Annotated in this window: 27 protein-coding genes; 6 read left to right on the top strand and 21 right to left on the bottom strand. The window is 65.9% G+C overall.

From position 1 onward, the window contains the following. A partial coding sequence (gene mltG, locus HG262_RS24445; RefSeq protein WP_248293490.1) for an endolytic transglycosylase MltG occupies positions 1-1,073 on the bottom strand: 1,073 nt, incomplete at its 3' end. Positions 1,074-1,227: 154 nt separating this feature from the next. On the opposite strand from mltG, the gene HG262_RS24450 reads away from it, so the two are divergent. Then, positions 1,228-2,226: a folate-binding protein YgfZ gene (locus HG262_RS24450; RefSeq protein WP_169273482.1), complete on the top strand. Its 999-nt coding sequence runs from the start codon at positions 1,228-1,230 to the stop codon at positions 2,224-2,226. A gap of 25 nt (positions 2,227-2,251) precedes the next feature. Here the strand turns inward: HG262_RS24450 and HG262_RS24455 are convergent, their stop codons facing one another. The 7 genes from HG262_RS24455 to HG262_RS24485 all read right to left on the bottom strand — a co-directional run bounded on the left by HG262_RS24455 (position 2,252) and on the right by HG262_RS24485 (position 7,764). Further along, positions 2,252-2,941 carry a VIT family protein gene (locus tag HG262_RS24455; RefSeq protein WP_169273483.1) on the bottom strand — a complete coding sequence of 230 codons (690 nt, stop codon included), beginning with the start codon at positions 2,939-2,941 and terminating at the stop codon, positions 2,252-2,254. A 76-nt stretch (positions 2,942-3,017) separates the two neighbouring features. Then, complete coding sequence (locus HG262_RS24460) at positions 3,018-3,455, bottom strand: PaaI family thioesterase (protein WP_169273484.1); 438 nt, start codon at positions 3,453-3,455, stop codon at positions 3,018-3,020. Position 3,456: 1 nt separating this feature from the next. Continuing rightward, positions 3,457-4,347, bottom strand: a complete 891-nt coding sequence (gene mmsB / locus HG262_RS24465; RefSeq protein WP_169273485.1) for a 3-hydroxyisobutyrate dehydrogenase — start codon at positions 4,345-4,347, stop codon at positions 3,457-3,459. A 102-nt stretch (positions 4,348-4,449) separates the two neighbouring features. Beyond that, positions 4,450-5,625, bottom strand: a complete 1,176-nt coding sequence (locus HG262_RS24470; RefSeq protein WP_169273486.1) for an enoyl-CoA hydratase/isomerase family protein — start codon at positions 5,623-5,625, stop codon at positions 4,450-4,452. Further along, the gene (locus tag HG262_RS24475; RefSeq protein WP_169273487.1) at positions 5,622-6,776 is read right to left on the bottom strand and encodes an acyl-CoA dehydrogenase family protein; all 1,155 of its coding nucleotides are present in this window, start codon (positions 6,774-6,776) and stop codon (positions 5,622-5,624) included. The genes HG262_RS24470 and HG262_RS24475 overlap by 4 nt, the downstream gene beginning before the upstream one ends. 216 nt (positions 6,777-6,992) lie before the next feature. After that, positions 6,993-7,340, bottom strand: a complete 348-nt coding sequence (locus tag HG262_RS24480) for an RnfH family protein (protein WP_169273488.1) — start codon at positions 7,338-7,340, stop codon at positions 6,993-6,995. After that, on the bottom strand, positions 7,330-7,764 hold the full coding sequence (locus tag HG262_RS24485; RefSeq protein WP_169273489.1) for a type II toxin-antitoxin system RatA family toxin: 435 nt from the start codon (positions 7,762-7,764) through the stop codon (positions 7,330-7,332). The genes HG262_RS24480 and HG262_RS24485 overlap by 11 nt, the downstream gene beginning before the upstream one ends. Before the next feature lie 177 nt (positions 7,765-7,941). On the opposite strand from HG262_RS24485, the gene smpB reads away from it, so the two are divergent. After that, positions 7,942-8,415: an SsrA-binding protein SmpB gene (gene smpB, locus HG262_RS24490; protein ID WP_105559690.1), complete on the top strand. Its 474-nt coding sequence runs from the start codon at positions 7,942-7,944 to the stop codon at positions 8,413-8,415. A 2-nt stretch (positions 8,416-8,417) separates the two neighbouring features. Here the strand turns inward: smpB and HG262_RS24495 are convergent, their stop codons facing one another. From HG262_RS24495 to HG262_RS24505, 3 genes are all read right to left on the bottom strand, one after another. Further along, complete coding sequence (locus tag HG262_RS24495) at positions 8,418-9,605, bottom strand: GGDEF domain-containing protein (RefSeq protein ID WP_169273490.1); 1,188 nt, start codon at positions 9,603-9,605, stop codon at positions 8,418-8,420. A gap of 25 nt (positions 9,606-9,630) precedes the next feature. Beyond that, on the bottom strand, positions 9,631-10,557 hold the full coding sequence (locus HG262_RS24500) for an SPFH domain-containing protein (protein ID WP_105559693.1): 927 nt from the start codon (positions 10,555-10,557) through the stop codon (positions 9,631-9,633). Between the two features lie 90 nt (positions 10,558-10,647). Next, entirely contained in the window at positions 10,648-11,085 is a 438-nt protein-coding gene (locus HG262_RS24505; RefSeq protein WP_169273491.1) for an NfeD family protein, read from the bottom strand. Positions 11,086-11,253: 168 nt separating this feature from the next. Between HG262_RS24505 and HG262_RS24510 the strand changes: the two genes are divergently transcribed. Further along, positions 11,254-11,991 carry a glutamine amidotransferase gene (locus HG262_RS24510; RefSeq protein ID WP_169273492.1) on the top strand — a complete coding sequence of 246 codons (738 nt, stop codon included), beginning with the start codon at positions 11,254-11,256 and terminating at the stop codon, positions 11,989-11,991. Positions 11,992-12,091: 100 nt separating this feature from the next. Further along, entirely contained in the window at positions 12,092-12,937 is an 846-nt protein-coding gene (locus tag HG262_RS24515) for a methylated-DNA--[protein]-cysteine S-methyltransferase (RefSeq protein WP_169273493.1), read from the top strand. A 28-nt stretch (positions 12,938-12,965) separates the two neighbouring features. Here HG262_RS24515 and HG262_RS24520 read toward each other — a convergent pair whose 3' ends face one another. Further along, positions 12,966-13,748 carry an alpha/beta hydrolase gene (locus tag HG262_RS24520; protein WP_169273494.1) on the bottom strand — a complete coding sequence of 261 codons (783 nt, stop codon included), beginning with the start codon at positions 13,746-13,748 and terminating at the stop codon, positions 12,966-12,968. 118 nt (positions 13,749-13,866) lie between these two features. On the opposite strand from HG262_RS24520, the gene HG262_RS24525 reads away from it, so the two are divergent. Continuing rightward, entirely contained in the window at positions 13,867-14,652 is a 786-nt protein-coding gene (locus HG262_RS24525) for a helix-turn-helix transcriptional regulator (RefSeq protein WP_169273495.1), read from the top strand. Between the two features lie 141 nt (positions 14,653-14,793). Here the strand turns inward: HG262_RS24525 and ppsA are convergent, their stop codons facing one another. Beyond that, positions 14,794-17,157, bottom strand: a complete 2,364-nt coding sequence (ppsA, locus tag HG262_RS24530; protein WP_169273496.1) for a phosphoenolpyruvate synthase — start codon at positions 17,155-17,157, stop codon at positions 14,794-14,796. A 180-nt stretch (positions 17,158-17,337) separates the two neighbouring features. Between ppsA and HG262_RS24535 the strand changes: the two genes are divergently transcribed. Next, entirely contained in the window at positions 17,338-18,165 is an 828-nt protein-coding gene (locus HG262_RS24535; protein ID WP_006223423.1) for a pyruvate, water dikinase regulatory protein, read from the top strand. Between the two features lie 87 nt (positions 18,166-18,252). On the opposite strand, the gene HG262_RS24540 is transcribed toward HG262_RS24535, so the two are convergent. The 8 genes from HG262_RS24540 to fabZ all read right to left on the bottom strand — a co-directional run bounded on the left by HG262_RS24540 (position 18,253) and on the right by fabZ (position 23,625). Continuing rightward, on the bottom strand, positions 18,253-18,723 hold the full coding sequence (locus tag HG262_RS24540; protein ID WP_169273497.1) for a DUF2846 domain-containing protein: 471 nt from the start codon (positions 18,721-18,723) through the stop codon (positions 18,253-18,255). Beyond that, entirely contained in the window at positions 18,720-19,151 is a 432-nt protein-coding gene (locus HG262_RS24545; protein WP_169273498.1) for a hypothetical protein, read from the bottom strand. Before HG262_RS24545 ends, HG262_RS24540 begins: the two co-directional genes overlap by 4 nt. A 74-nt stretch (positions 19,152-19,225) precedes the next feature. Next, positions 19,226-19,690 (bottom strand): DUF2846 domain-containing protein, encoded by a 465-nt coding sequence (locus tag HG262_RS24550; RefSeq protein WP_169273499.1) that lies wholly within the window; start codon positions 19,688-19,690, stop codon positions 19,226-19,228. A gap of 111 nt (positions 19,691-19,801) precedes the next feature. Then, positions 19,802-20,590 carry an RNA methyltransferase gene (locus HG262_RS24555; RefSeq protein WP_169273500.1) on the bottom strand — a complete coding sequence of 263 codons (789 nt, stop codon included), beginning with the start codon at positions 20,588-20,590 and terminating at the stop codon, positions 19,802-19,804. After that, the gene (gene rnhB, locus HG262_RS24560; RefSeq protein ID WP_169273501.1) at positions 20,587-21,195 is read right to left on the bottom strand and encodes a ribonuclease HII; all 609 of its coding nucleotides are present in this window, start codon (positions 21,193-21,195) and stop codon (positions 20,587-20,589) included. Before rnhB ends, HG262_RS24555 begins: the two co-directional genes overlap by 4 nt. Beyond that, complete coding sequence (gene lpxB, locus HG262_RS24565) at positions 21,182-22,378, bottom strand: lipid-A-disaccharide synthase (RefSeq protein WP_169273502.1); 1,197 nt, start codon at positions 22,376-22,378, stop codon at positions 21,182-21,184. Before lpxB ends, rnhB begins: the two co-directional genes overlap by 14 nt. Then, entirely contained in the window at positions 22,375-23,169 is a 795-nt protein-coding gene (gene lpxA / locus HG262_RS24570; RefSeq protein ID WP_169273503.1) for an acyl-ACP--UDP-N-acetylglucosamine O-acyltransferase, read from the bottom strand. Before lpxA ends, lpxB begins: the two co-directional genes overlap by 4 nt. Continuing rightward, positions 23,170-23,625, bottom strand: a complete 456-nt coding sequence (gene fabZ / locus HG262_RS24575; protein WP_006223429.1) for a 3-hydroxyacyl-ACP dehydratase FabZ — start codon at positions 23,623-23,625, stop codon at positions 23,170-23,172. Positions 23,626-23,667 lie beyond the last annotated feature (42 nt).

Raw genomic sequence — 23,667 nt, forward strand, 5'->3', positions numbered from 1 at the left:
ATCTCCGGCGCCCCCGCCGGTGCGGGCACGGCCGCGGGTGCAGGCGCCGTCGGGCGCACGGTCTGGCCCTGGCCGAGGATGTAGCGGGAAACGTTGCGGTTATGCCCCGACAGGTTCTCCGCGAATTCACTGGTGCCGTTACCCCGCGACACGAAGAACAGGTACTTGTGCTGCTCGGGCTGCACCGCGGCCAGCAGCGCTGCCCGGCCCGCCGCCGCGATCGGCGTGGGCGGCAGGCCCGGCCGGGTATAGGTGTTCCACGGCGTATCGGTCTGCAAGTCGCGCTTGCGGATGCGTCCCTGGTAGTTCTCGCCCATCCCGTAGATGACAGTGGGATCGGTCTGCAGCAGCATGCCGATCTTCAGCCGGTTGGTGAACACGCCGGACACGCGGCGGCGGTCGGGGCCGTGGCCGGTTTCCTTTTCGATGATCGACGCCAGCACCAGCGCTTCATAGGGGGTGGCCACCGGCAGGCCGGACTGGCGCTTGGCCCAGGTGTCCTGCAGGATGCGCTGGCCTTCCTGATAGGCGCGGCGCAGCAGATCGTAATCAGTGCTGCCGGGCGTGAAGATGTAGGTGTCCGGAAAGAACAGCCCTTCGGGATGCTTGATGTCCGAACCCAGCCGTTCCATCAGCGCCTCATCGCTGACGTCGCCCAAGGTCTGCTTGACGTCCGGATTCTCGCGCAGCGCCTGGCGGATCTGGCGGAACGTCCAGCCTTCCAGGAAGGTGATCTGGCGCTGGGTCATGTCGCCCCGAGCCAGCCGTTCCAGCAGCCGCCAGGGGGTATCGCCATTGATGGCCTGGTAGCCCCCGGCCTTCATCAGCTTGTCCTGTTCGGTCAGCCGCGCCATCCAGACAAAACCGGGTTCCCACATCGGTACGCCGACCGCATTGAGCGCGCGCGCGACCGTGCGCGGGCTGCTGCCCGGGTCCACTACAAAATCGATCCTGTCGGCCGGTAAATGCAGGGGCCGGTGCATCCAGCTCCATGCGGCGCCCACGGCTGCCGCGGCGGCAATCACGATGAGCAGGAATGACCACAAGACGTAAAAACGGAGTCGCTTCTTCATAAGTCCCAGAAGTTTAATGGATCGAGCGGAACTGTCGCGGCAAAAGTGGGGCCGGGGCGCCCGTCGCGGCCCTGCGGCCATCGGGGGCTTGGCCCCTGCCGCAAGGGGAAGACGGCTATCATCTGCACTTTGATGTTGCGATAACACCGCCGCCATGCACGCTTTCTACAGTTCGATCCCCGCCCGCGCAGAAGGTTGCGCGCAATGCGCGCCGCTGGATGATTTTGTCGTCTTTACCGCCTCCGGCGCCGATGCCCTGCCCTTTCTGCACGGCCAACTGACGCAGGACGTCACTGGCCTGCCGGCCGACGCCGCCCGCCTGGCGGGCTATTGCACCGCGAAGGGCCGCCTGCTGGCCACGCTGGTGATGTGGCGCGCCGCCCCCGGCGCGGACGACGCCCCGCAACTCTATGGCCTGGTGCGCCAGGACCTGTCGCAAGCCTTGCTCAAACGCCTTTCGATGTTCGTGCTGCGCGCCAAAGTCAAGCTGGCCGCCGCCCCGCTGCATGTCGCGGGCGTCCAGGCGTCGGCCGAAGACGCCGCCGCGCTGGAAGCCGTTGCCGGTGCCTTGCCGCGCAGCGCCTGGCAACGCGCCGACCTGCCGTCCGGCACCTGGATCGCCGCGCCGTCGGCCAACGGTCGCCTGCGCTGGTGGTGGATCGCCTCTGACGAACAGCTGGAGCAGGCCGCCCCGCTGGCCGCCGTGCTGGGCCTGGCCCCCGCCTCGCAGTGGCATGTGGCTGACCTGGCCGCCGGCATCCCCTGGATCGCCACGGCCACGCAAGACGTCTTCATCCCGCAGACCGTCAACCTGGAACTCATCCAGGGCGTGAGCTTCACCAAGGGCTGTTATCCGGGCCAGGAAGTCGTGGCGCGCAGCCACTATCGCGGCACCGTCAAACGCCGCATGGCCTACGGCACCATCGCCGACGCCAGCTTGCAAGGCGCGGCATTGGCCGGCGTGGACGTGTTCGACGCCACCCAGCCCGGCGAGCCGATCGGCCGCGTCGTGGATGGCGCCAGTGAAGCCGGCGTGGCGTCCGTCTTGTTCGAAACCACGCTGGCCGCCTTGCCCGAAGGCGATCTGCGCCTGGGCGCGGCGGACGGCCCCCGCATCGCCGCGGCGCCGCTGCCGTACTCGATCGCGCCCTGAGTCCTTCCGCTGTCCGGCGCCGGCCTTAAACGGCCACGCCAAACAGCGCGCCGACGCCGGCAGTCACCGCCATCGCCAAGGCCCCCAGCACCGTCACCCGCAGCACCGCGGGCCCTTTGGGCGCGCCCCCGGCGCCTGCCGCCAGCGCGCCAAGCGCCGCCAGGCACACCACCGACGCGCCGATCACCCAGACAATCAATTGCGGCAACGGCGCCGTCACGGCTACCGCCAACGGCAACGCCGCCCCCCCAGCGAACGACGCCGCGGAAGCTACCGCCGCTTGTACCGGACGCGCCCGGTTATGCAAAGAGATCCCCAATTCGTCACGCGCATGCGCGTCCAGAGCGTCGTGGCTGGTCAATTGGCGAGCGACTTGCATCGCCAGCTCGCGCGACAGGCCGCGCGCCACATAGATGTCGATCAGCTCGGCCAGTTCTTCCTCCGAATTACGCTTCAGCGACCGCTGCTCCATGCGCAGGTCGGCCGCCTCGGTGTCGGCCTGTGACCGGACGGACACGTATTCACCCGCTGCCATGGACAGCGCACCCGCAACTAGCCCCGCCAATCCCGACGTCAGGATGGCGCCATGCGTGGCCTGCGCCGCCGCCACGCCGGTGATCAGGCTCGCCGTGGAGACGATGCCGTCGTTGGCGCCCAGCACGGCGGCGCGCAGCCAATTGCTGCGGAAAATCCGATGATGTTCTTTTGAAGGCATTGCGCGGCATCCAGACGATGCGTGACAAGCGCGGCGCGCGCCCGGCCATCAAGGCCAGACGCGCGCCGCGCCGGATTCATCGCGGCGTCACGCGTACCGCGGTAAGCAAGCCTATCACGCACATCGTGGCCTGCTCGCCTTCGTACGCATGCACTTCGACCTGGCAGATCGACAGTCGCTTGCCCGGCTTCACTACCCGGCCGCTGGCGACGAAGCGGTCGCCCTTGGCCGGCGCCAGGAAGTTCATCTTGAACTCAGAGGTCAAGACGTCCTCGCCAGGACCGAACAGCGTGTAGGCCGCGTAGCCGCCCGCACTGTCCGCGATCGTCGTCGAAATACCCGCGTGCAGAAAGCCGTTCTGCTGGCACAGGTCGGCGCGGTAGGGCAGCACGATGTCCACCCTCCCCGGCTCCACCACGTCCAGTCCGGCGCCCAGCAGCCGCATGATGCTTTGCTGGTCGAAACTGGCCTTGACCCGAGCGGCCGGGTCGGACGACGACTGATGGCCGCCCATGTCAATCCTGCTCGCGCTTGACCAGGTTGACGATGCTGGAGAAGTCCAGCTTGCCGGATCCGCCCGAGCTATGCAGCGAATACAGGTTGCGCGCCAGTTCGCCCAACGGGATGGAGGCGCGCGCCGACAGCGCCGACTCGGCAGCCAGGCCCAGGTCCTTGAGCATCAGGTCAACGCCGAAGCCCCCCGCATACCCCTTGGAGGCCGGCGCATGGTCCATGACGCCCGGCCAGGGGTTGTAGAGCTCGGTCGCCCAGTTGCGGCCGGAACTCTTGGCGATGATGTCCGACAGCACCTTCGGGTCCAGGCCGTTGGCCACGCCCAGCGCCAACGCCTCGGACGTGCCCGCCATCAGGATGCCCAACAGCATGTTGTTGCAGATCTTGGCCACCTGGCCGGCGCCAGCCGGACCCGCGTGGAAGATGTTCTTGCCCATCTTCTCCAGCACGGGGCGCGCGCGCTCCAATGCGGCGTCCTGACCGCCCACGATGAACGTCAGCGTGCCGGCGGCCGCGCCGGCGGTGCCGCCCGACACCGGGGCGTCGATCATGGCGATGCCGCGCACGTCGGCCGCCTGCGCCACTTTGCGCGCTGAATCCGGCGCGATGGTGCTGCACTCGATGACCAGCGCGCTGGCCGGGATCTTGCCCAGCAGGTCTTCACCCAGGTACAGGCCTTCCACGTGCTTGCTGGCCGGCAGCATCGAGATGACGACTTCGGCGCCCTTGACCGCTTCGGATGCGGAGGCTGCCGCACGGGCGCCGGCGTCGGTCAGCAGCTTGATGGCGGCCGGCGCCAGGTCGAACACCGTCAGGCTGTGGCCGGCCTTGACCAGATTCAATGCCATGGGCGCGCCCATGTTGCCCAAACCGATAAACGCGATACTGCTCATGATGTCTTGTCTCCTGTTGCTATTGCTGTAGGTATGGATTCATCGTGACCTGCATGACGGAAATCTTGGGTGGCCGGCCCGCAAGGCGAACCGGCCGGCGCGTCAGCGCCCTTCCTGGCCCAGGTCGGCCAGGGGATGCGGCTGGCCTTCGGGCCACGGTTCTTCGAAGAACTTCTGCACCCAGGCATCGGTCGCCATGCCCATGACAGCCGGATTCCAGCGCGGGTTCTTGTCCTTGTCGACCAGCAAGGCACGGATGCCTTCAGCGAAATCGCCATGCGCCGTGCAGGCCAGCGCGGCGATGTACTCGGCGCGGAACACGTCGTCCAGCGACCGCAGGCGCGTGCGCTGCTGCAAAGCGAAAGCCAGACGCACCGAACCCGGCGACCCCGCCAGCATCGTCGTCGCCGCGCGTGCCAGCCAGGGATCGGCATGGTCCTTCAACAGCGCCAGTTCTTCGTAGATCTCGTCCAGCCGGTTGCCGTTGCACAGGTTGTTGATCAGGAACGAGTGTTGGCGCAGATGGCCGCCTTCCAGCGGTGTCTGCGGCTCCAGCGCGGTCAGCGCGCGGCGCAACAGGCCGTCGTTCAACGAACGCGGCGCGATGGACGTCTCGGGCGCTCCTGCGGCCTGGCCGGCCCAGGGCTGCTCTTCCAGCGACGCCAGCAGCTTCGGCCAATCGGCGTGGTTCAGGCGGAAATCCGCCAGGCCCGCGAAAAAGGCGTCGGCGGTATTCATGTGAGCGCCCGTCAAGGCCAGGAACAGGCCAATGCGGCCCGGCATGCGGTTCAGCAGCCAACTGCCGCCCACGTCCGGGAACAGGCCAATGGACACTTCCGGCATCGCCAGCCGCGAGGTCTCGCTGACGACGCGATGGCTGGCGCCCATCATCAGGCCGATGCCACCGCCCATGACGATCCCGTGGCCCCAGCACAGCACGGGCTTCGGATAGGTGTGGATGCGGTAGTCCAGCCGGTACTCGTGCTCGAAGAAGCGGCGCGCATAGGCGTTGCTCCAGCCGTTCTTGCCCTGGTTCTCGCCCATGCTGCGGTACAGGCCGTGCAGGTCGCCGCCAGCACAAAACGCCTTCTCGCCCGCACCTTGCAGGACCACCAGGGCCACGCCGGGATCGCGCGCCCATTCGTCCAGGCGCGCCGCCAGCAAGTCCACCATTTCCAGCGACAGGCCGTTCAGGGTCTGCGGCGCATTCAGCGTCGCGATCCCGAACCGCATGCCGTTCGCCGCACTTCTTTCTTCGAACAACACCGGTGCATTCATCTTATGTCGGCTCCTTTTTCCAACAATTGGCGGGCAATGATCACGCGCATGATCTCGTTGGTGCCCTCCAGGATCTGATGAACGCGAGTATCGCGCACCAGACGCTCCAAGGGATAGTCCCGCAAATAGCCGTAGCCGCCATGAATCTGTTGCGCATCCAGGCAGATCTGGAAGCCCATGTCCGTCGCGAAGCGCTTGGCCATGGCGCAGTAGGTCGCCGCGTCCGGCGCGCCCGCATCCAGCTTGCAGGCGGCCAGGCGCACCATCTGGCGCGCCGCGACCAGGTGCGTGGCCATGTCGGCCAGCTTGAACTGCAGGGCCTGGAATTCCGCCAGGCGGCGGTTGAACTGCCGGCGCTCGTCCATGTAGCGGCGGGCGGCGTCCAGCGCCCCCTGGGCCGCGCCGACCGAGCAGGTGCCGATATTGATCCGGCCGCCGTCCAGCCCCTTCATGGCAATCTTGAAACCCTCGCCTTCCTGGCCCAGCAGGTTGCCGGCCGGCACGCGCACGTTCTCGAACGTGATTGGGCGCGTGGACTGGCTGTTCCAGCCCATCTTCTCTTCCTTGCGGCCGTAGCTGATGCCTGGGGTGTCGGCCGGCACCGCGAATGCGCTGATGCCGCCCGCCCCCTCGCCCCCGGTGCGCGCCATCACCACCAGCAGGTCGGTGTCGCCGCCGCCAGAAATGAAGGCCTTGCTGCCGTTCAGCACATAGTCGTCGCCGTCGCGCTGCGCCCGCGTGGACAGGGACGCGGCGTCGGAACCGGCGCCCGGCTCGGTCAGGCAATACGACGCCAGCTTCTGGCCGCTGGCCAGCAACGGGCCCCAGGCCTCGCGCAGCGCGGGCTGCCCCCATTTGCCGACCATCCAGGTGGCCATGTTGTGGATCGTCAGGAACGCGGTCGTCGAGGGGTCTACCGCCGCCATTTCCTCGAACACCAGCGTGGCGTCCAGGCGCGGCAGGCCCAGGCCGCCGATCTCTTCACTGGCATAGATGGCGCAGAAGCCCATCTCGCCCGCCCGGGCGAAAGCCTCGCGCGGGAAAATGCCTTCGGCGTCCCAGCGCGCGGCGTGGGGCGCCAATTCGCCCTCGGCGTAGTCGCGGGCGGCCTGCGCGAACGCGCGCTGCTCGTCGGTCAGTTCCAAGTCCACAGCCTGTCTCCTGTTGTCATCGGTATTGTCTGTTGCCGTTGCTGCCGTCTCGTGAACATCAGCCCGTCGATTTTGACATGACGTTAACGTAAACGTAAGTGCGAAACCGTGTTTATGTTACGCCGGATGCCGCGGCGCAATTTGTCTTATTGATGACAATGTGGGCAGGCCCGCCCCTCCGGGGCTCGGCAAGCGGGCCGAGTCACCCGGACCGGCTTACAGCAGGCCCGCGGGGCGCACCCTGCCGTTCCTGGCCGTTTTGGAGCGGCGGTGCTCCGCGCGGCGACGGCGCGACTCCTTGGGATCGAAACTCAGCCCGCGGTAGACCTCCACGCGGTCGCCGTCCGCCAGCCTTGCGTGCGGCTCGGTGGCGCGGCCGAAGATGCCCACGCCGCGCTCCCACGGCTGGACCACGGGAAAAGCCTGGGCAAAACCGCTGGCGGCCAACGCGTCGGCCACCGTCGCGCCCTCGGGCAGCTGGATTTCACGCAGCCACGCATGGCCCGGCAAGGCGTAGCAGACACTGACGTTCATCAGCGCCGCGCCGGCGGGTTCATTCCCCATACTTGGCCTGCGCCCGCTTGGTGAAGGAATCGATGAAGCTGGTCGCGATGCGGTTGAACACCGGGCCCACGACCATTTCCAACGCACGGTTGGAAAACGCGTATTCCATGGTGAACAGCACCTTGCAGGCGTCTTCGGCCAGCGGCTGGAATTCCCAATGGCCCACCAGGCTGGAGAACGGACCATCCACCAGTTCCAGGTCGATCCGGTCGGGATAGACATGGGTATTGCGCGTGCTGAAGCGCTGCTTCATGCCCGCGAAACTGATCAGGATAGAGGCCTGCATGCCGTGTTCGTCGCGGGTCTGCACCTCGGCGCCGCCACACCACGGCATGAACTCGGGGTACTTTTCCACGTCGGCGACCAGATCGAACATCTGGGCGGCGCTGTAAGGCACCAGGACGGATCGTTGTACTTTGTGCATCGACTATCGCAAATGGCTAGAATGGCAAGATTTTACCGGCACCGCATGACCTGGGCCTAATCACGGGAAAAGCGAGCGCGCGGCACGCCGGACGGCAACTCCAGCCCGGCCCCACTCTGCCCCGCCCGTCAGCCCCCCACGAAAAGACCCGCAAAGCCCCCAGGCAAAAAAGGCGTTATGAGCATTATCGACAATCGCAAGGCCACGCACGACTATTTCATCGAAGACCGCTACGAAGCCGGCCTTGTCCTGCAAGGCTGGGAAGTCAAGGCGATCCGCGATGGCCGCGTGCAGCTCAAGGAAAGCTACGTCATCGTACGCGATGGCGAACTGTACCTGCTGGGCATGCACGTCAGCCCGTTGCCGACGGCGTCCACCCATATCCACCCCGATGCCATGCGCACGCGCAAGCTGCTGCTCAAGGCCGAGGAAATCAGCAAGCTCATCGGCAAGGTCGAGCAGCGCGGCTATACGCTGGTGCCGCTGAACCTGCACTACAAGAACGGGCGCATCAAGCTGGACTTCGCCCTGGGCCGCGGCAAGAAGATGTTCGACAAGCGCGACACCGCGCGCGAAAAAGACTGGCAGCGCGAGAAAGAGCGCATCATGAAGCACGACACGCGCGCTCCTCGCAAAGACAAGGCCGACTGAGTTCAGGCAACGGCCGGCAACGCCGCCGGCTCGGCCTGCCCGGCCGGCCCCACGATGCGGTTGCGCCCCGCCGACTTGGCCGCATAGAGCTTGCGGTCGGCCCTTTCGAAGAACACCTGCAGATTCTCGCCGGGAATCCATTCGGCGATGCCCGCGCTGAACGTGTATGAAATGGTGCTGCCGCCGTGCGAACAAGGCGTGCGGCGCACGGAATCCAGCAGCCGGGCCGCCACTTCCATCACCGCGTCCCCACGCATGTCGGGAAACAGCACGCCGAATTCCTCGCCGCCGACGCGGCCAACGTGATCGCCCGTGCGCAGCGTGGCCGTCGCCAGCAAGCCAAAATGGCGCAGGACCGCGTCGCCCGCCACGTGGCCGTGCGTGTCGTTGATGGCCTTGAAGTGGTCGATGTCCAGCAACAGCAAGGTCAGGGGCCGGCGCGTGCGCAACGCCTGCGCGCAATAACGCTCCGCCTGCATCCACCACGCCTTGCGCGACATCAGCCCCGTCAGGAAATCGGTGCTGGCCTCGTGCTCGCGATCCGCCAGCATGCGGTCGTGGATGACCATGATGGTGCCCAGCGTCAGGCAGGGCATCACCAAGACGCCCAGCGTCAGATAAGCGATATTCCAGAGGCTGGGTTCCAGCAGGGGCTGCGGCGGCACCAGGTTCAGGATGTGGGCGCCCGCCCGCACGGCGCAGACCGCGGCGGACACCATCGCCACCGACCACACGAAACAGTAGCTATAGCGCGAACGATGTGTCGGCATGTTGCGTTGCACGGTGACGGCCGCGGCCAGAAGAAACCCCATCTGCAGCAGCGACATCGCCACGATGCGTGGCCCGACCTGCCAATCCACGTAGGTATAGCCCAACAGTACCGTCAGCGCGATCAGGCAAGCGAGCATCATCAAGTGCCGCGGCACGCCCAGCCCCATCAGCCGCCGCACGCCCGCGTAGTACGAGCATAGCGCCAGCGCGATGGCCGAGTTCGGCACCACGACGGATAGCCACAAGGGCGCCGCCGTGTTCTGCAGGCCAAACGTAAAAAACGCCAACAGCGTGAGCAAGTTGGCGCGTATGGTCTCGCGAATCCCGGCCATGCCGCTGCGCGCCAGGGACCCCAGCACGCACAAGGACAGCACTCCCGCCAGTCCTGCTATCAAAAGCAAATTCACGGGAGCGATCATGGCCGGCGCGCCGCAAGGCGCGGTATCAAGTGTTGCGCGTGGACTTCACAATGGTCATGGCGGAAGCGATCATGCCGCCCACGTCCGCCAGGTTGGCCGGCAGGATCAGCGTGTTGCCTTCCTTGGCCACATTGCCGAACGCCTCGACGTAGCGCTCGGCCACCTTCAGGTTCACGGCTTCCATGCCGCCCGGATGACGTACGGCGTCGGCGACTTGCGTGATGGCCTTGGCGGTGGCTTCGGCGATCGCCAGCACGGCGGCGGCCTCACCCTGCGCCTGGTTGATCTGTGCCTGCTTCTCGCCTTCCGAACGGGCGATGGCGGCTTCGCGCTCGCCGGTGGCGATGTTGATCTGTTCCTGGCGGCGGCCTTCGGACGCCGCGATCAGCGCGCGCTTTTCACGTTCGGCGGTGATCTGCGCCTGCATCGAACGCAGGATCTCGTTGGGCGGCGTCAAATCCTTGATCTCGTAGCGCAGCACCTTCACGCCCCAGTTCAGCGCGGCCTCGTCCAGCGACGACACGATATTGCTGTTGATGGAATCGCGCTCTTCGAAGGTGCGATCCAGTTCCATCTTGCCGATGACCGAACGCAAGGTCGTCTGCGCCAGCTGCGTGATCGCCGAGATGTAGTTCGACGAACCGTAGGAGGCGCGCATGGGGTCTGTCACCTGGAAATACAGCACGCCGTCGACCTGCAATTGCGTGTTGTCGCGCGTGATGCAGACCTGGCTGGGCACGTCCAGCGGGATTTCCTTCAGCGAGTGCTTGTACGACACACGTTCGATGAACGGGATGACGAAGCCCGCGCCGGGCGACAGGACGCGGTCGAACTTGCCCAGGCGTTCGACCACCCAGGCGTGCTGCTGGGGCACGATGGCGATCGACTTGATGACGATCAGGATCGCCAGCGCGACGACGACGAGCAGGACGATAGTGGAAGTATCGATCATGATGTAAAGCCTCTCCTGGAGTAAGTGCGAGGGCGCCCTTGCCTGCCGGCAACGGCGCCTGCTGCGGGCTGCGCGTGGCGCAAGCCGGTTCTACTGTGCCGAGCCCGGCGTGCCCCGGGGGGTCAGCACCAGGATCGATCCACGCAGTTCGGTAATGACGTGTTCGCCGGCGCGCGGGGTTTGGCCCCGGGCCAGCTCGGCCTGCCAGTGGGCGCCGCGGTACCAGACGCGCGCGGTGCCCTGGTCGGACCAGGCTTCCACCGCCACCGTCTGGCCGATGTCCAGATTGACGTCGGCATTGCGAGCCGAATTGACTTCACGCTTTTTCAGGACGCGCGTCTTGCGCAGCAGCAGCAAGCCCAGCAGCAGCAACACGCCGCACGCCACAAGCTGCCATTCCAGGCCGATGCCCAGCCACGCGGCAACGCCCCCGGCCGCCAATCCCAAGGCAACCAGCAGCAAATAGAAGGTACCCGTCGCCAATTCCCCGATAAGGGCCAGCGCGGCCAGTCCCAGCCAGATCCACATAGTCTTAAGGTCGCCTGAAAGGATGAGTCGTGAGCGGATTGTACGTATTTCCGGGACATAGCGGGGAGGATGGCATCCTCGTGAAAATTCGCACTGGATTATGATGTGCGTAGACACCGCCGTCCCATCCGGATCGTCGGCGTTCGCCCCTTTCACGCACAAGCTTCCATGACCGCTGCAATATCTTCCGCCCTGCCCGTCCTGATCCTGCACACCGGCGATCCGGACGACACGCTTAAAAGCCAGTTCGGCGGCTATGCCGAACAATTGGCACAAGCGGCCGGCCTGCCCACCGACGCCATCGAAGTCGTGGCCGTGCACGAGGGCCAGCGCCCGCAAGCCCCCGCCCGTTACCGTGCCGCGCTGATCACCGGATCGCCCGCCATGGTCACGGACAAGGAACCCTGGAGCGAAGACACCGCCGCCTGGCTGCGCGACGCCGCGGACGCGGACCTGCCCATGTTCGGCGTCTGCTACGGCCACCAGTTGCTGGCGTATGCGCTGGGCGGCAAGGTGGGCTACAACCCCGCCGGCCGCGAAGTCGGCACGCAAACGGTCGAATTGCTGCCGCCGGCGGCGGGCGACAAGCTGCTGGCCGGCCTGCCGCCCACCTTCCCCGCGCAGATGCTGCACGCCCAGACCGTGCTGCAGCCGCCGCCCGGGTCCGCCGTGTTGGCGCGTTCGGACCTGGACGAGCATCAGATGATCCGCATCGGCCGCAACGTGTTTTCCACCCAATTCCATCCCGAATTCGGTCCCGACTTCGTCCGCGCCCACCTGGAGCGCTACGGACGCCGCTACGCCGCCGAAAACCTGGACATCCCCGACCTGTCGGCCAATGTCCGCGCGACGCCCGTGGCGGGCGGGTTGCTGCGCCGGTTCCTGGATGTCTACGCGCCGGCCTGACCGGCCCTGCCCGCACGCAACATCCGGAGTGCGGCAGCCGGGCGCCTTTGAGACCATGGGGTCATCGCGCATCTGACCATGCGCACGACAGGAGTCCCGTATGAGCCCAGCCGCAGCCCCCTTGAGCAAACAGCATGCCGCCGCCGTCGAGCGCGCCTGTCGTGCCCTGGAGGCCGAGCAGCCGCCCGACCTGACCACCTTGGCGGAACAGGCCGGCATGAGCCGCTTCCACTTCCACCGCATCTTCAAGGCCGCCACGGGCATCACGCCCAAGGCGTATGCCAATGCCCTGCGCGCCGGCCGCGCGCGCCAGCAGCTCAAGCAAAGCGCCAGCGTCACGGACGCCATGTACGAGGCCGGCTTCAATTCCAGCGGCCGTTTCTATGAAGCCGCGCCAGCCATCCTGGGCATGACGCCCACCGCCTTCCGACGGGACGGCGAAGGCGTGGATATCCGCTTCGCCGTGGCCCAATGCTCGCTAGGCGCGCTGCTGGTGGCGGCCAGCAGCACCGGCATCTGCGAGATCGCCCTGGACGCGGACCCCGAACAACTGGTTCACAACCTGCAAGACCGCTTCAAAGCCGCCCGCCTGATCGGCGCGGACGCGGAATTCGAGGCCTGGGTGGCCGCCGTGGTGGGCTTCGTCGAAGATCCTGCCCGGGGCCTGGATCTGCCGCTGGACGTGCGTGGCACCGCTTTCCAGCGCCGCGTCTGGGAAGCCTTGCGGGACATTCCCGCCGGCACGACCGCCACCTATACCGACATCGCCGAACGCATCGGCTCGCCGCGCGCCGTGCGCGCCGTGGCCCGCGCCTGCGCCACCAACAACATCGCGCTTGCCATTCCCTGCCACCGCGTCGTGCGCACCGACGGGTCACTGGCCGGCTACCGCTGGGGCATCGACCGCAAACGCGTCCTGCTGGCTCGGGAAGCGCAAGCTGCCTGACCGGCCGTCAATGCGCCGTCCGCCATCGTCATGGCGCGGCGGGGACCTGCGCGTCGGCCGTTTCGGCAAGGAACGACTCGATGGCCGCCGCCAGGGCAAGCGGTGTCTCGTTCATGGGATAGTGGCCGGCCGCCTCCAGCACCTCAAGGCTCGCGAGGGGATACCGGCGGAGATAGGTTTCGGCCATCAACGCCGCATTGAACGTCGGGTCGTGCTCTCCCACCAGCACCTTCACCCGATGCTGTCCCGTGATCTCGTCGCCGAAGTCCGTATCGGCCCACGCGCGAAGATACGCGGCGAATGCGTCGGGCGAAGCACACGCTGCCGAATACGCGGCCTTCCATTGCACCCAGGCCGGGGGCAATCGATTGCCGGTGCTGCGGTCGATGATGGTCTTGCGATGCTCGGCTCGTCCGGCCGCATCCTCAAGCAAGCGCCGCGTCGCCGTGTCGTACCGGATGCCGCCGCAAGGCACGGGAGCAATCGCCACCAGGCCACGCACCCTGCCCGGGGCCAACGTAGCGATGCGTTCGATTGCCATGCCGCCCATCGAATGGCCGATCAGGCTGAAGGCGCGGAATCCGAGTTCGTCGGCAAGTGCCAGCGCGTCGAGGGCGATCTCCTCGATCGTGTATACCCCTGGCACTGCGCGCCTGCCGCCATAGCCGCGATAGTCCATGAACACATAGCTGTAGGCGTCCTGCGAGAGCCAAGGCTCGATCGGCTCGAATGAGCGGGCGTCGCCGAACCAGCCGTGCAGGACGAGAACGGCGTGAGGACCTGTCCCCACGCGATGAAAAATACTGGACATATCTCCTCCGATGCGTATGGAAAGCCGGCGCCCGCGAACGCGTAGCCGACATGGGATCGTAGGCTCGTCTGCCCTGGCCCGCCTTCGTAAGCAGGTCAACTACTATAGAATTCGGGCCATGCGAAACACGCTGCTCGATCCCTACGAGGACATCCCGCGCGACGTGGTCGTCACCGCGAACGATTACCCCGCCAACTCGACGTTCCCCGTGCACGTGCATCGGCGGGGCCAGTTCGCGTTTGCCTCTCGCGGCGCCATCAGCGTCGCCACGCCCGAGGGCCGGTGGCTCGTCCCGCCGCAACGGGCCTGCTGGCTGCCTGCGGGCATGGCGCACGAAATGACCATGTCGGGGCACGTGACGATGCTTAATGCCTTCTTGTCGCCGGGCGAAGCGGATGCCGGCCGGATGCCTGCCCATTGCTGCGTCTACGGCGTGTCGGCACTGCTCAAGCATCTGCTTGAAGAGGCCGTCGATCTGCCCCCCCTGTACGACGTACAAGGGCGAGCGGGCAAGCTGATGGCGATGCTGGTGGCGGAAATAGCGTTCATGCCGCGCCTGTCGCTTCATGCGCCGCTGCCGCGCGATCCCCGCCTGGCGCGCGCGTGCCGGGAAATGTTCCAGACGCCGTCGATCGCGGTCGGCCTTGACGAAATGGCGGCTGGGGCCGGCATGAGCCGGCGCACCTTCACCCGGCTGTTCCGTGCACAAACCGGCCTAAGCGTCGCCGCATGGCGCCAGCAGGTTTGCCTGCTGGCCGCCATCGAACGCTTGAGCCGGGGCCAGGCCGTGACCCGGGTCGCGCTGGACCTCGGCTACGCCAGTCCCAGCGCGTTCGCGTCTGCGTTCCGACGGACGCTGGGCGATACGCCGACCCGATACATGGAGACGCGCCGGACGGCGTGACCGGCGAAAGGCCCCACGCCGGGTACGCTTCGCCCCTTGCCCCTCCCTCCAAGCGCGCATGTTGTTGGGGGGAGATCTCCGAAGATAAAAAATGCCCCGCATCGTTTCCGATGCGGGGCATTTTGATCAGCCAGCCAGTCTTTACTTGGCCAGGCGCTGCCAGGTATCGACAACGGTATCCGGATTCAGCGACATCGACAGAATGCCCTCGTCCTTCAGCCATTGCGCGAAGTCCGGGTGGTCGCTGGGGCCTTGGCCGCAGATACCCACGTACTTGTTGGCGGCCAGGCAAGCCTTGATCGCGCGGCGCAGCATGAACTTCACGGCTTCGTCGCGTTCATCGAAGTCGGCGGCCAGCAGTTCCATGCCCGAATCCCGGTCCAGGCCCAGCGTCAGCTGGGTCATGTCGTTGGAACCGATCGAGAATCCGTCGAAGTACTGCAGGAATTCGTCGGCCAGGATGGCGTTGGACGGAACTTCGCACATCATGATCAGCTTCAGGCCGTTTTCACCGCGCGCCAAGCCGTGCTTGGCCAACAGGTTGACGACCTTTTCCGCCTGGCCCACGGTACGCACGAACGGCACCATGATCTCGACGTTGGTCAGGCCCATGTCATCGCGCACCTTCTTCAGCGCTTCGCATTCCATGCGGAAGCACTCGGCGAAGTCTTCGGCGATGTAGCGCGACGCGCCGCGGAAGCCCAGCATGGGGTTCTCTTCCTCGGGCTCGTAGCGCGACCCGCCGACCAGCTTGCGGTACTCGTTGGACTTGAAGTCCGACATGCGCACGATCACCGGCTTCGGGTAGAAGGCGGCGGCAATCGTCGCCACGCCTTCAGCCATCTTCTCGACGAAGAACGCGCGCGGGCTGGCGTGCCCGCGGGCCGCCGATTCCACGGCCTTCTTCAGCTCACCGTCCACGTTCGGGTAGTCCAGGACCGCCTTCGGGTGGATGCCGATGTTGTTGTTGATGATGAATTCCAGGCGCGCCAGGCCCACGCCGCTGTTCGGGATCTGCGCGAAGTCGAACGCCAGTTGCGGGTTGCCCACGTTCATCATGATCTTCAGATCGATGGCGGGCATGTCGCCGCGGCGGACTTCTTCCACTTCGGTTTCGATCAGGCCGTCATAGATGCGGCCTTCGTCGCCTTCCGCGCAAGACACGGTCACGGCCTGGCCTTCCTTCAGCAGGTCGGTGGCGTTGCCGCAACCCACCACAGCCGGAATACCCAGTTCGCGCGCGATGATCGCCGCGTGGCAGGTACGGCCGCCGCGGTTCGTCACGATGGCGGAGGCGCGCTTCATCACGGGTTCCCAGTTGGGGTCCGTCATGTCGGTGACCAGCACGTCGCCCGGCTGGACCTTGTCCATGTCCGAGATGTCGCCCACGACGCGGACGGGGCCGGCACCGATCTTCTGGCCGATTGCGCGGCCGGTGATCAGGACCTGGCCGGTCGCCTTCAGGCGGTAGCGCTGCTGCACGTCGTTCACGCCCTGTTGCGACTTCACCGTTTCCGGACGCGCTTGCAGGATGTAGATCTTGCCGTCGACGCCGTCGCGGCCCCACTCGATGTCCATCGGGCGCTGGTAGTGCTTTTCGATGATGACGGCGTAGCGGGCCAGCTCATTGACCTCGTCGTCGGTCAGCGAGTAGCGGTTGCGCTCGGACACCGGCACGTCGACGGTGCGCACGGCACGGCCTTCGGGACGCTCGGGGTCGAATTCCATCTTGATCAGCTTGGAGCCGATGCGGCGGCCGACGATCGGGAAGTGGCCTTGCGCCAACGTCGGCTTGAAAACGTAGAACTCGTCGGGGTTGACCGCGCCTTGCACCACGGTTTCGCCCAGGCCGTACGACGACGTGATGAACACAACGTCTTCGAAGCCCGATTCGGTGTCGATGGTGAACATGACGCCGGCGCTGCCCTTATCGGAACGCACCATGCGCTGAATGCCGGCCGACAAGGCGACGTCGGCGTGGGCATAGCCCTTGTGCACGCGATAGGAGATGGCGCGGTCGTTATACAACGACGCGAACACGTGGCGGATCTTGTCCAGCACGTCGTCGATGCCGACGACGTTCAAGAAGGTTTCCTGCTGGCCCGCGAACGAGGCGTCCGGCAGGTCTTCGGCGGTGGCGGACGAGCGCACGGCAAACGAGCCCTTGCCGTCAGCGTCGAGCTTGGCGAAGGCTTCACGGATCTGGGCTTCGAACTCGGCCGAGAACGGCGCCTCGACCAGCCATTGACGGATTTCCGCGCCGGCGTTGGCCAGCTCGCGCACGTCTTCGGGGTTCAGCGTGGTCAGGCGGTCAGCGATGCGCTTGTCCAGGCCCGACGCCTTCAGGAAGTCGCGGAAGGCGTCAGCGGTCGTGGCAAAGCCGCCCGGCACGCGGACACCCGCGCCAGACAGCTGGCTGATCATTTCGCCAAGTGATGCGTTCTTGCCTCCTACCGAGTCCACATCCGTCATGCGGAGCTGCTCGAACAAAACAACGTACGACATTGAAGTCACCTTTTACAATGGAATGAAAGCGAGTTTGGTCAATGCATGAATAGGCGAAGAAAACCGCCTTTCCAAACGCTGACCAAACTGGCCTTGGACCGCCCTTGGGGTGACTTATAGGGGCCTGATTGTACTCGGTGGAGTACCCTCGGCTATCTGACTGGTTGGAATTTTTTACACATGACATCTACCCCGATCGTACGCACGGTATACATCGTTTCCGACAGTACCGGCATCACCGCTGAGACGTTCAGCCAGTCGGTGCTTTCCCAGTTCGAAGAGGTCGATTTCAAGCCGATCCGCCTGCCTTTCGTCGACACGCTCGAGAAAGCCGCCGAGGTCGCCATGCGGATCGACCGCAGCGCCCTGGAAGCCGGTGTGCCCCCCATCGTGTTCAGCACCCTGGTCAACCCCGAGATCCTGGCGCGTGTTCGACAGGCGAACGGAATTTTCATGGACCTGTTCGGCACCTTCGTCAGCCACATCGAACAGGCGCTGGGCCTGAAGTCCAGCCACTCCATCGGCCGTTCGCATATGCAGGCCAATTCGGAAAAATACCGCAATCGGATCGACGCGATCAACTTCAGCCTGGCGCACGACGACGGTCAGTTCGTGAACCAGCTGGACCAGGCCGACGTAATCCTGGTGGGCGTCTCCCGCTGCGGCAAGACGCCCACCAGCCTGTACCTGGCCATGCAATACGCCATCAAGGCCGCCAATTTCCCGCTGACGCCCGACGATTTCGAACGCGGCACCCTGCCGTCGACCATCGCGCCGCACCGCGCCAAATTGTTCGGGCTGTCCATCCAGCCCGAACGCCTGGCCGAAGTCCGCAACGAGCGCCGTCCGAACAGCCGCTACGCGCAGCTGGAGCAATGCCGCTACGAGGTCGCCGAAGCCGAGCGCATGATGCGGCGCGAAGGCATTTCCTGGCTGTCCAGCACCACCAAGTCGATCGAAGAGATCGCAACGACGGTGCTGCAGGAAGTCGGATTGGACCGGGGCTGACACCGCGCCAAAAACAGCAAGGGCACGCCATTGGCGCGCCCTTGCCGCGAACTGCCTGGCCCGTCAGGGACGGGCCGCCTGACCGGATTACAGGCCAGGCACCCGCTCGGGCGATGCCGCGCCCCAGTAACGCAAGCCCTGCATTTCGTGGACAGCCAGCTCGGCCGGGTCGACCAACTGCATCGACAACTTCCCGACGGTACCCGTGCTGCCGAGCGATTCCGCCATGATGCGCACGTAGCGCGTCTGGCCGGCATCGAGCATGAAGCTGACGCCATCGCCCGTCCAGTACAAGTTGGTCACCACATAGCTGCCCGCCGGGCGGTCGACGTAGAAGAAACTGGCCGGTTTGTTGCGGCCGACCACGTCGTTATTGACCCGAAGTTTTTGCTGGCTTGACGAAATGTTCGACGGCTGCGGCTGGTAGAAGTAAATCCGCCCCTTGCCTTCGGCGATCGGCGGGATCCGGTTCTCCAGCACTTCGTATTTGCCCCCGGCGCAACCCGCCAGCACGACGGCAACGGCGGCGCCGGCCAATATTCTCAACCACGATTTCATTGACGCATCTCCACAGGCAACGTCACGGGGCGGGCCAAGGGCATGAAAGCGCCTTCGCCGGGAAGGTAGAAGCCGACCACTTTGCCGGATGTTGCGACCACATAGGCCTCGCCCTGGCGGCGGGTCTGGACCGTGAACAAACCGCTCTGCGAGCGATAGACATCGCCTTGCGGCAAGGCGCCGACGCGGCGCCATTGCGACCCCGCCGGCAGCGTGACGCTGCTGTCATTCGACAGCGGCGCGATCACGACCCGGGACAATTGGATCGTGTAGACAGAGTCTGCGGCCGCCACGGGGACCATGGCGATTTTTTGCGTGCTGACGGACATGCAAGCGCCCAACGCGAAGGCGCAGGCGGCAGCCGCCAGCAACGCCCGCCCTGCGCGCGCAATACGCCCCTCAAGCTTCTGAACCGGCGATGACGCCATAGGACACCTCGGGAAAATAAAGCGTGAAGTATATGAGGGCGACTGAATTTTACAAAATGTGCGTCGCGCTTAACTCAATACCGCAGCTTTTCGCGGTCACGCCACCCCGCGCCCCAGTATTTCAGGTCGCCCATGGCCTGCCGCGCCGCCTCTTCCGACGCTTCCTGGCGCAACACCTGCTTGCCGCCTTCGATGTCGACGCGCACATAGCGGGTCTGGCCGGCGGCCAGCGGCACGCTCAGCACCTCGTTCGGGCCGGCTCGGTCGGCGAACGCCAATGACACCGTGCCCGCCGGGCGGTCCACGAAGAAGAACCGAGCAGGCTTGGAACGGCCGACCTTGCGCCCGTCCACCATGATGGCCGGCTCGGTGGCGGCCTCGCCCGCCGCCGAGGCAAGCTGGTAGAAATAGATCCGGCCGTGCTGGGGATCCAGGGCCGGGATTTTCGACGCCACGTCCGCGTAACGGGGGCCGGCGCAACCCGACAACAGCAGCGCGGCAGCCGCCGCGGCAAGCATCAACTTCGCCCAGATCTTCATGAATCGCCCTCAGGTGGATAAGCCGCTGGCGCCCGCTGCGCACTGGCCGTGGCTCATGATCGCCGCAGTATAAACGGGGTCAGTCCACGAAAACAGCAGGAGATTCCCGCGTCAGCGGGTAAGGCCCCGCAGCGCTTGACGGCGCTGTTCGAACAGGCAGATGGCCGCCGCCGCCCCGACATTCAGCGATTCGACGGCCGCCATATCGTGGGGGATGCGCACTTTGAGGCGGGCCGCGCGCAGCAAGTCGGCCGCGACGCCTTGGCCCTCATGCCCGAAAACCCAGGCGCATTGCCCAGGCAGGCTGCCTTCGTACAGGTCTTGGGCCCCATCCAGCGCGGTGGCCACCAGCGGCACCCGCAGGCGCGGCAGCAAACCGGCCAAGTCGACGTGTTCATGGATGACCAGCGCGAAATGCGCGCCCTGCCCGCTGCGCACCACCTTGGGCGACCAGGCAGCGGCCGTGCCGGTCGCCAGGAACACGCGTTTCACGCCCGCCGCCGCGCAAGTCCGCAGCAATGTGCCGACATTGCCCGGGTCTTGGATACGGTCGAACAGCACGCAATTCTCTTCGACGAGGGCCGGCAATTCCAGCGCCGGCGGCGTCACCACGAACGCGACGCCCTGCCCGCTTTCCACGCTGGCCACCGACTGCATCAGGCGCGCGTCCAGCGCCAGGCAGCGCGCATCCGGCACGGCGGCCGCCAGCGCGGCGATGTCGGGCTGCGATAGCCGATCGACGTCGAACACGGCCTGGTCAGGCGCGCCATGGTGTTGCAGCCAGGCCTGGCACAGGTGCACTCCGTCCAGCAGCACAGGCGCGCCGCGCTTGCCCGCCGACCCCGCCAGCTTGGCCAGCGCCTTGACCGCGGGATTGTCGCGGGAACTGATGTGCTTCATGAGACCAAGCCGAAAGCCTTGATGGGAGCGAAACTGCGGCGATGCTCGGCGCAAGGGCCGTGTTCGCGCAGCATCTGCAAGTGCAGCGCCGTGCCGTATCCCTTGTGCTGGTCGAACGCATATTGCGGGTACAGCGTATGCAGGCGCATCAGGTCGGCATCGCGTGCCGTTTTGGCCAGGATCGATGCGGCGGAGATCGCCGGCACCAGGGCGTCGCCCTTGATGACGGTCTGCACCGTGCAGGCCAGTTTGGGCGCCTGATTGCCGTCCACCAGCGCCACCTGGGCGGGCGTGGACAGGCCTTGGACAGCCCGCTGCATCGCCAGCATGGTCGCGCGCAGGATATTCAAGGAGTCGATCTCGCCTACGCTGGCGCTGGCAACACACCAGGCCAACGCGCGTTCCTGGATCAGCAGCGCCAGCGCTTCGCGCGTGGCGGCCTTCAGCACCTTCGAGTCGGCCAACCCCTCGATCGGCCGATCGGGGTCCAGGATGACCGCCGCCGCGTACACGGCGCCCGCCAGGGGGCCGCGGCCGGCCTCGTCCACGCCGGCCGTCAACAGGGCCGGCTGCTCAGGCGCCGCGAACAGGTCAGGCTGCTCCACCGGCCACCTCCAGGATCGCCTGTGCCGCCAGGGCTGGCGTGTCGCGCAGCAGTTCCTGGTGCATGGCGGTAAAGCGGGCCTCGACGCGCGCGATCAGCGCATCGTCGGTCAGCGACGCCCAGGTGGCCTCGGCCAGCTTCTCGGGCGTGGCGTCGTCCTGCAGAAGCTCGGGCACCGCGAAGTCGCGCAGCAGCACGTTCGGCAGGCCCACCCAAGGCAGGTAAGGCCGTTGTTGCCCGGACTTCCAGGACATGATCCGGCGCATCCAGGGCGACAGGACGTAGGAAATCACCATGGGGCGCTTGTACAGCGCCGTCTCCAGCGTGGCGGTGCCGCTGGCCACCAGCACCGCGTTCGCGGCTTCCATGACGGACCAGGCCACCGGCGCCTTGCGGTCGCCGCCTGCGCCATGCAGATCGTCCGCCGTGATGCAGCGCAGGCCGGGCACGGGATGTTCGGCCAGGATCGCCTGGAACTCGGCACGCCGCTGGTCGTTGACCATGGGCACCACGCATTGCAGCGCCGGATCCTTTTTCAGCAGCCGTTGCGCCGCCTGCAGGAAACGGGGCGCCAACAGCCGGATCTCGGACGAACGGCTACCGGGCAGGATCGCCAGCACGCGGGCGTCCCGGTCGATGCCCAGCCGCTCGCGCGCGGCGGCACGGTCGGGTTCCATCGGAATGGCCCCCGCCAGCGGGTGGCCCACGTACGTGACCGGGATGCGTTCCTTGCGGTAGATCTCTTCCTCGAACGGAAACAGCACCAGCATGTGCGACACCGATTCGCGGATCTTGTGGATGCGTTCGTAGCGCCAGGCCCAGATGGAGGGTCCGACGAAATGCACGGTAGGCGTGCCTGCCAGGCGCAGCTGATGCTCCAGCCTGAGGTTGAAATCGGGCGCGTCGATGCCGACGAAAACGGCGGGCGGTTCCGCCAGCCAGCGGCGTTTGACGTCGCGATACGTCCCTAGCAGGCTGGGCAGACGCTTCAAGGCGTCCACGTAGCCGAATACCGTCAAGGCATGCATGGGATGCCAGGTATCGAATTCGCGGGCCTGCATCTGCGGCCCGCCAATGCCTTCGCAGCGGACGTCAGCGTCGCGTGCTTGCAGACCGGCAATGATGCGTCCGGCCAGCAAGTCGCCCGAAGGCTCGCCGGCCACCATGCCGATCCGCGTGCTCATGGACGAATGATGCCGCGCGATGCGACGTCAAGGAATTCGAGCAGCGTTTGCAGATGCTCGGCCGCCTCGGGGATTTCCTGCTGGCGCTTGCGCAATTCGGCGCGCGCCGCATCCAACGGCAAACCGCGGCGGAAAATGATCTTGTAGGCTTCGCGCAGGGCCGAAATCATCACCGGGGTAAAGCCCCGGCGCTTCAGGCCTTCCACGTTGATGCCCACGGGGCGGCACGGATTGCCGGCCGCCAGCACGAACGGCGGCGAGTCCTGCATCAGCGAACTGTTGCCGCCCGTCATGGTGTGCGCGCCCACGCGCGAGAACTGGTGCACGCCGGTCAGGCCGCCGATGATCGCCCAGTCGCCCACGTGGACGTGGCCGCCCAGCTGGACCGAATTGGCCAGGATCGTGTGGTTGCCGATATGGCAGTCGTGTGCGACGTGCACATAGGCCATGATCCAATTGTCATTGCCCAGCGTCGTCTCGCCGCCATCCTGCACCGTGCCGGTATTCAACGTGACGAATTCACGCACGGTGTTGCCGTCGCCGATCGTCAGGCGCGTCTTTTCGCCCGCGTACTTCTTGTCCTGCGGCATGCCGCCGATGGAGCAGTAGCGGTAAAAGCGGTTGTTGCGCCCGATGGTCGTGACACCGTCGACCATGCAGTACGGGCCGATCTCGGTGCCCGCGCCGATGGTCACATCAGGCCCCACCACCGCGAACGGTCCGATCACGGCAGTCGGGTCGATTTTTGCCGCCGGATCAACGACAGCGGTAGGATGGATGTGTCCTGCCATTTACTCTTCCAGGCTGCGAATCGCGCACATCAGTTTGGCGGACGCCACTTCCTGTCCGTCGACTGTCGCGCGCGCGGCGTATTTACAGATGCTGCGGCTCAGGCGTTCAGCTTCGACTTCGATGCGCAACTGGTCGCCCGGCACGACGGGGCGGCGAAAGCGCGCGCCATCGATGCCGACGAGGTAGTAGGCCGTCTTGGAGCCTTCGCACTTCAGTCCGCCGTTTTCGTCGGTGAACGAAAACAAGGCCGAGGCTTGCGCCATGGCTTCGACGATGAGCACGCCCGGCATCACCGGATGGTGAGGAAAGTGACCGTTGAAAAACGGTTCGTTGATCGAGACGTTCTTGATGGCGACAATGGATTTGCCGGGCACCATTTCAACGACGCGATCAATCAGCAGCATCGGGTAACGATGCGGCAGCCTCTCCATGATCCCCTTGATGTCGAGTTCCATTTTTCTATGCTTTCCTGCGAAATGAAATAATTTTGGCGCGTG

The sequence above is a fragment of the Achromobacter sp. Bel genome (assembly GCF_012928505.1).
GTDB lineage: Bacteria > Pseudomonadota > Gammaproteobacteria > Burkholderiales > Burkholderiaceae_B > Achromobacter.

What these genes read in the sequence shown, in the direction of transcription:
- HG262_RS24450 (WP_169273482.1), top strand. Translation starts at nt 1,228, where the DNA reads ATGCACGCTTTCTACAGTTCGATCCCCGCCCGCGCAGAAGGTTGCGCG.
- HG262_RS24455 (WP_169273483.1), bottom strand. Translation starts at nt 2,941, where the DNA reads ATGCCTTCAAAAGAACATCATCGGATTTTCCGCAGCAATTGGCTGCGC.
- HG262_RS24460 (WP_169273484.1), bottom strand. Translation starts at nt 3,455, where the DNA reads ATGGGCGGCCATCAGTCGTCGTCCGACCCGGCCGCTCGGGTCAAGGCC.
- mmsB (WP_169273485.1), bottom strand. Translation starts at nt 4,347, where the DNA reads ATGAGCAGTATCGCGTTTATCGGTTTGGGCAACATGGGCGCGCCCATG.
- HG262_RS24470 (WP_169273486.1), bottom strand. Translation starts at nt 5,625, where the DNA reads ATGAATGCACCGGTGTTGTTCGAAGAAAGAAGTGCGGCGAACGGCATG.
- HG262_RS24480 (WP_169273488.1), bottom strand. Translation starts at nt 7,340, where the DNA reads ATGGGGAATGAACCCGCCGGCGCGGCGCTGATGAACGTCAGTGTCTGC.
- HG262_RS24485 (WP_169273489.1), bottom strand. Translation starts at nt 7,764, where the DNA reads ATGCACAAAGTACAACGATCCGTCCTGGTGCCTTACAGCGCCGCCCAG.
- smpB (WP_105559690.1), top strand. Translation starts at nt 7,942, where the DNA reads ATGAGCATTATCGACAATCGCAAGGCCACGCACGACTATTTCATCGAA.
- HG262_RS24495 (WP_169273490.1), bottom strand. Translation starts at nt 9,605, where the DNA reads ATGATCGCTCCCGTGAATTTGCTTTTGATAGCAGGACTGGCGGGAGTG.
- HG262_RS24500 (WP_105559693.1), bottom strand. Translation starts at nt 10,557, where the DNA reads ATGATCGATACTTCCACTATCGTCCTGCTCGTCGTCGTCGCGCTGGCG.
- HG262_RS24505 (WP_169273491.1), bottom strand. Translation starts at nt 11,085, where the DNA reads ATGTGGATCTGGCTGGGACTGGCCGCGCTGGCCCTTATCGGGGAATTG.
- HG262_RS24510 (WP_169273492.1), top strand. Translation starts at nt 11,254, where the DNA reads ATGACCGCTGCAATATCTTCCGCCCTGCCCGTCCTGATCCTGCACACC.
- HG262_RS24515 (WP_169273493.1), top strand. Translation starts at nt 12,092, where the DNA reads ATGAGCCCAGCCGCAGCCCCCTTGAGCAAACAGCATGCCGCCGCCGTC.
- HG262_RS24520 (WP_169273494.1), bottom strand. Translation starts at nt 13,748, where the DNA reads ATGTCCAGTATTTTTCATCGCGTGGGGACAGGTCCTCACGCCGTTCTC.
- HG262_RS24525 (WP_169273495.1), top strand. Translation starts at nt 13,867, where the DNA reads ATGCGAAACACGCTGCTCGATCCCTACGAGGACATCCCGCGCGACGTG.
- ppsA (WP_169273496.1), bottom strand. Translation starts at nt 17,157, where the DNA reads ATGTCGTACGTTGTTTTGTTCGAGCAGCTCCGCATGACGGATGTGGAC.
- HG262_RS24535 (WP_006223423.1), top strand. Translation starts at nt 17,338, where the DNA reads ATGACATCTACCCCGATCGTACGCACGGTATACATCGTTTCCGACAGT.
- HG262_RS24540 (WP_169273497.1), bottom strand. Translation starts at nt 18,723, where the DNA reads ATGAAATCGTGGTTGAGAATATTGGCCGGCGCCGCCGTTGCCGTCGTG.
- HG262_RS24545 (WP_169273498.1), bottom strand. Translation starts at nt 19,151, where the DNA reads ATGGCGTCATCGCCGGTTCAGAAGCTTGAGGGGCGTATTGCGCGCGCA.
- HG262_RS24550 (WP_169273499.1), bottom strand. Translation starts at nt 19,690, where the DNA reads ATGAAGATCTGGGCGAAGTTGATGCTTGCCGCGGCGGCTGCCGCGCTG.
- HG262_RS24555 (WP_169273500.1), bottom strand. Translation starts at nt 20,590, where the DNA reads ATGAAGCACATCAGTTCCCGCGACAATCCCGCGGTCAAGGCGCTGGCC.
- lpxB (WP_169273502.1), bottom strand. Translation starts at nt 22,378, where the DNA reads ATGAGCACGCGGATCGGCATGGTGGCCGGCGAGCCTTCGGGCGACTTG.
- lpxA (WP_169273503.1), bottom strand. Translation starts at nt 23,169, where the DNA reads ATGGCAGGACACATCCATCCTACCGCTGTCGTTGATCCGGCGGCAAAA.
- fabZ (WP_006223429.1), bottom strand. Translation starts at nt 23,625, where the DNA reads ATGGAACTCGACATCAAGGGGATCATGGAGAGGCTGCCGCATCGTTAC.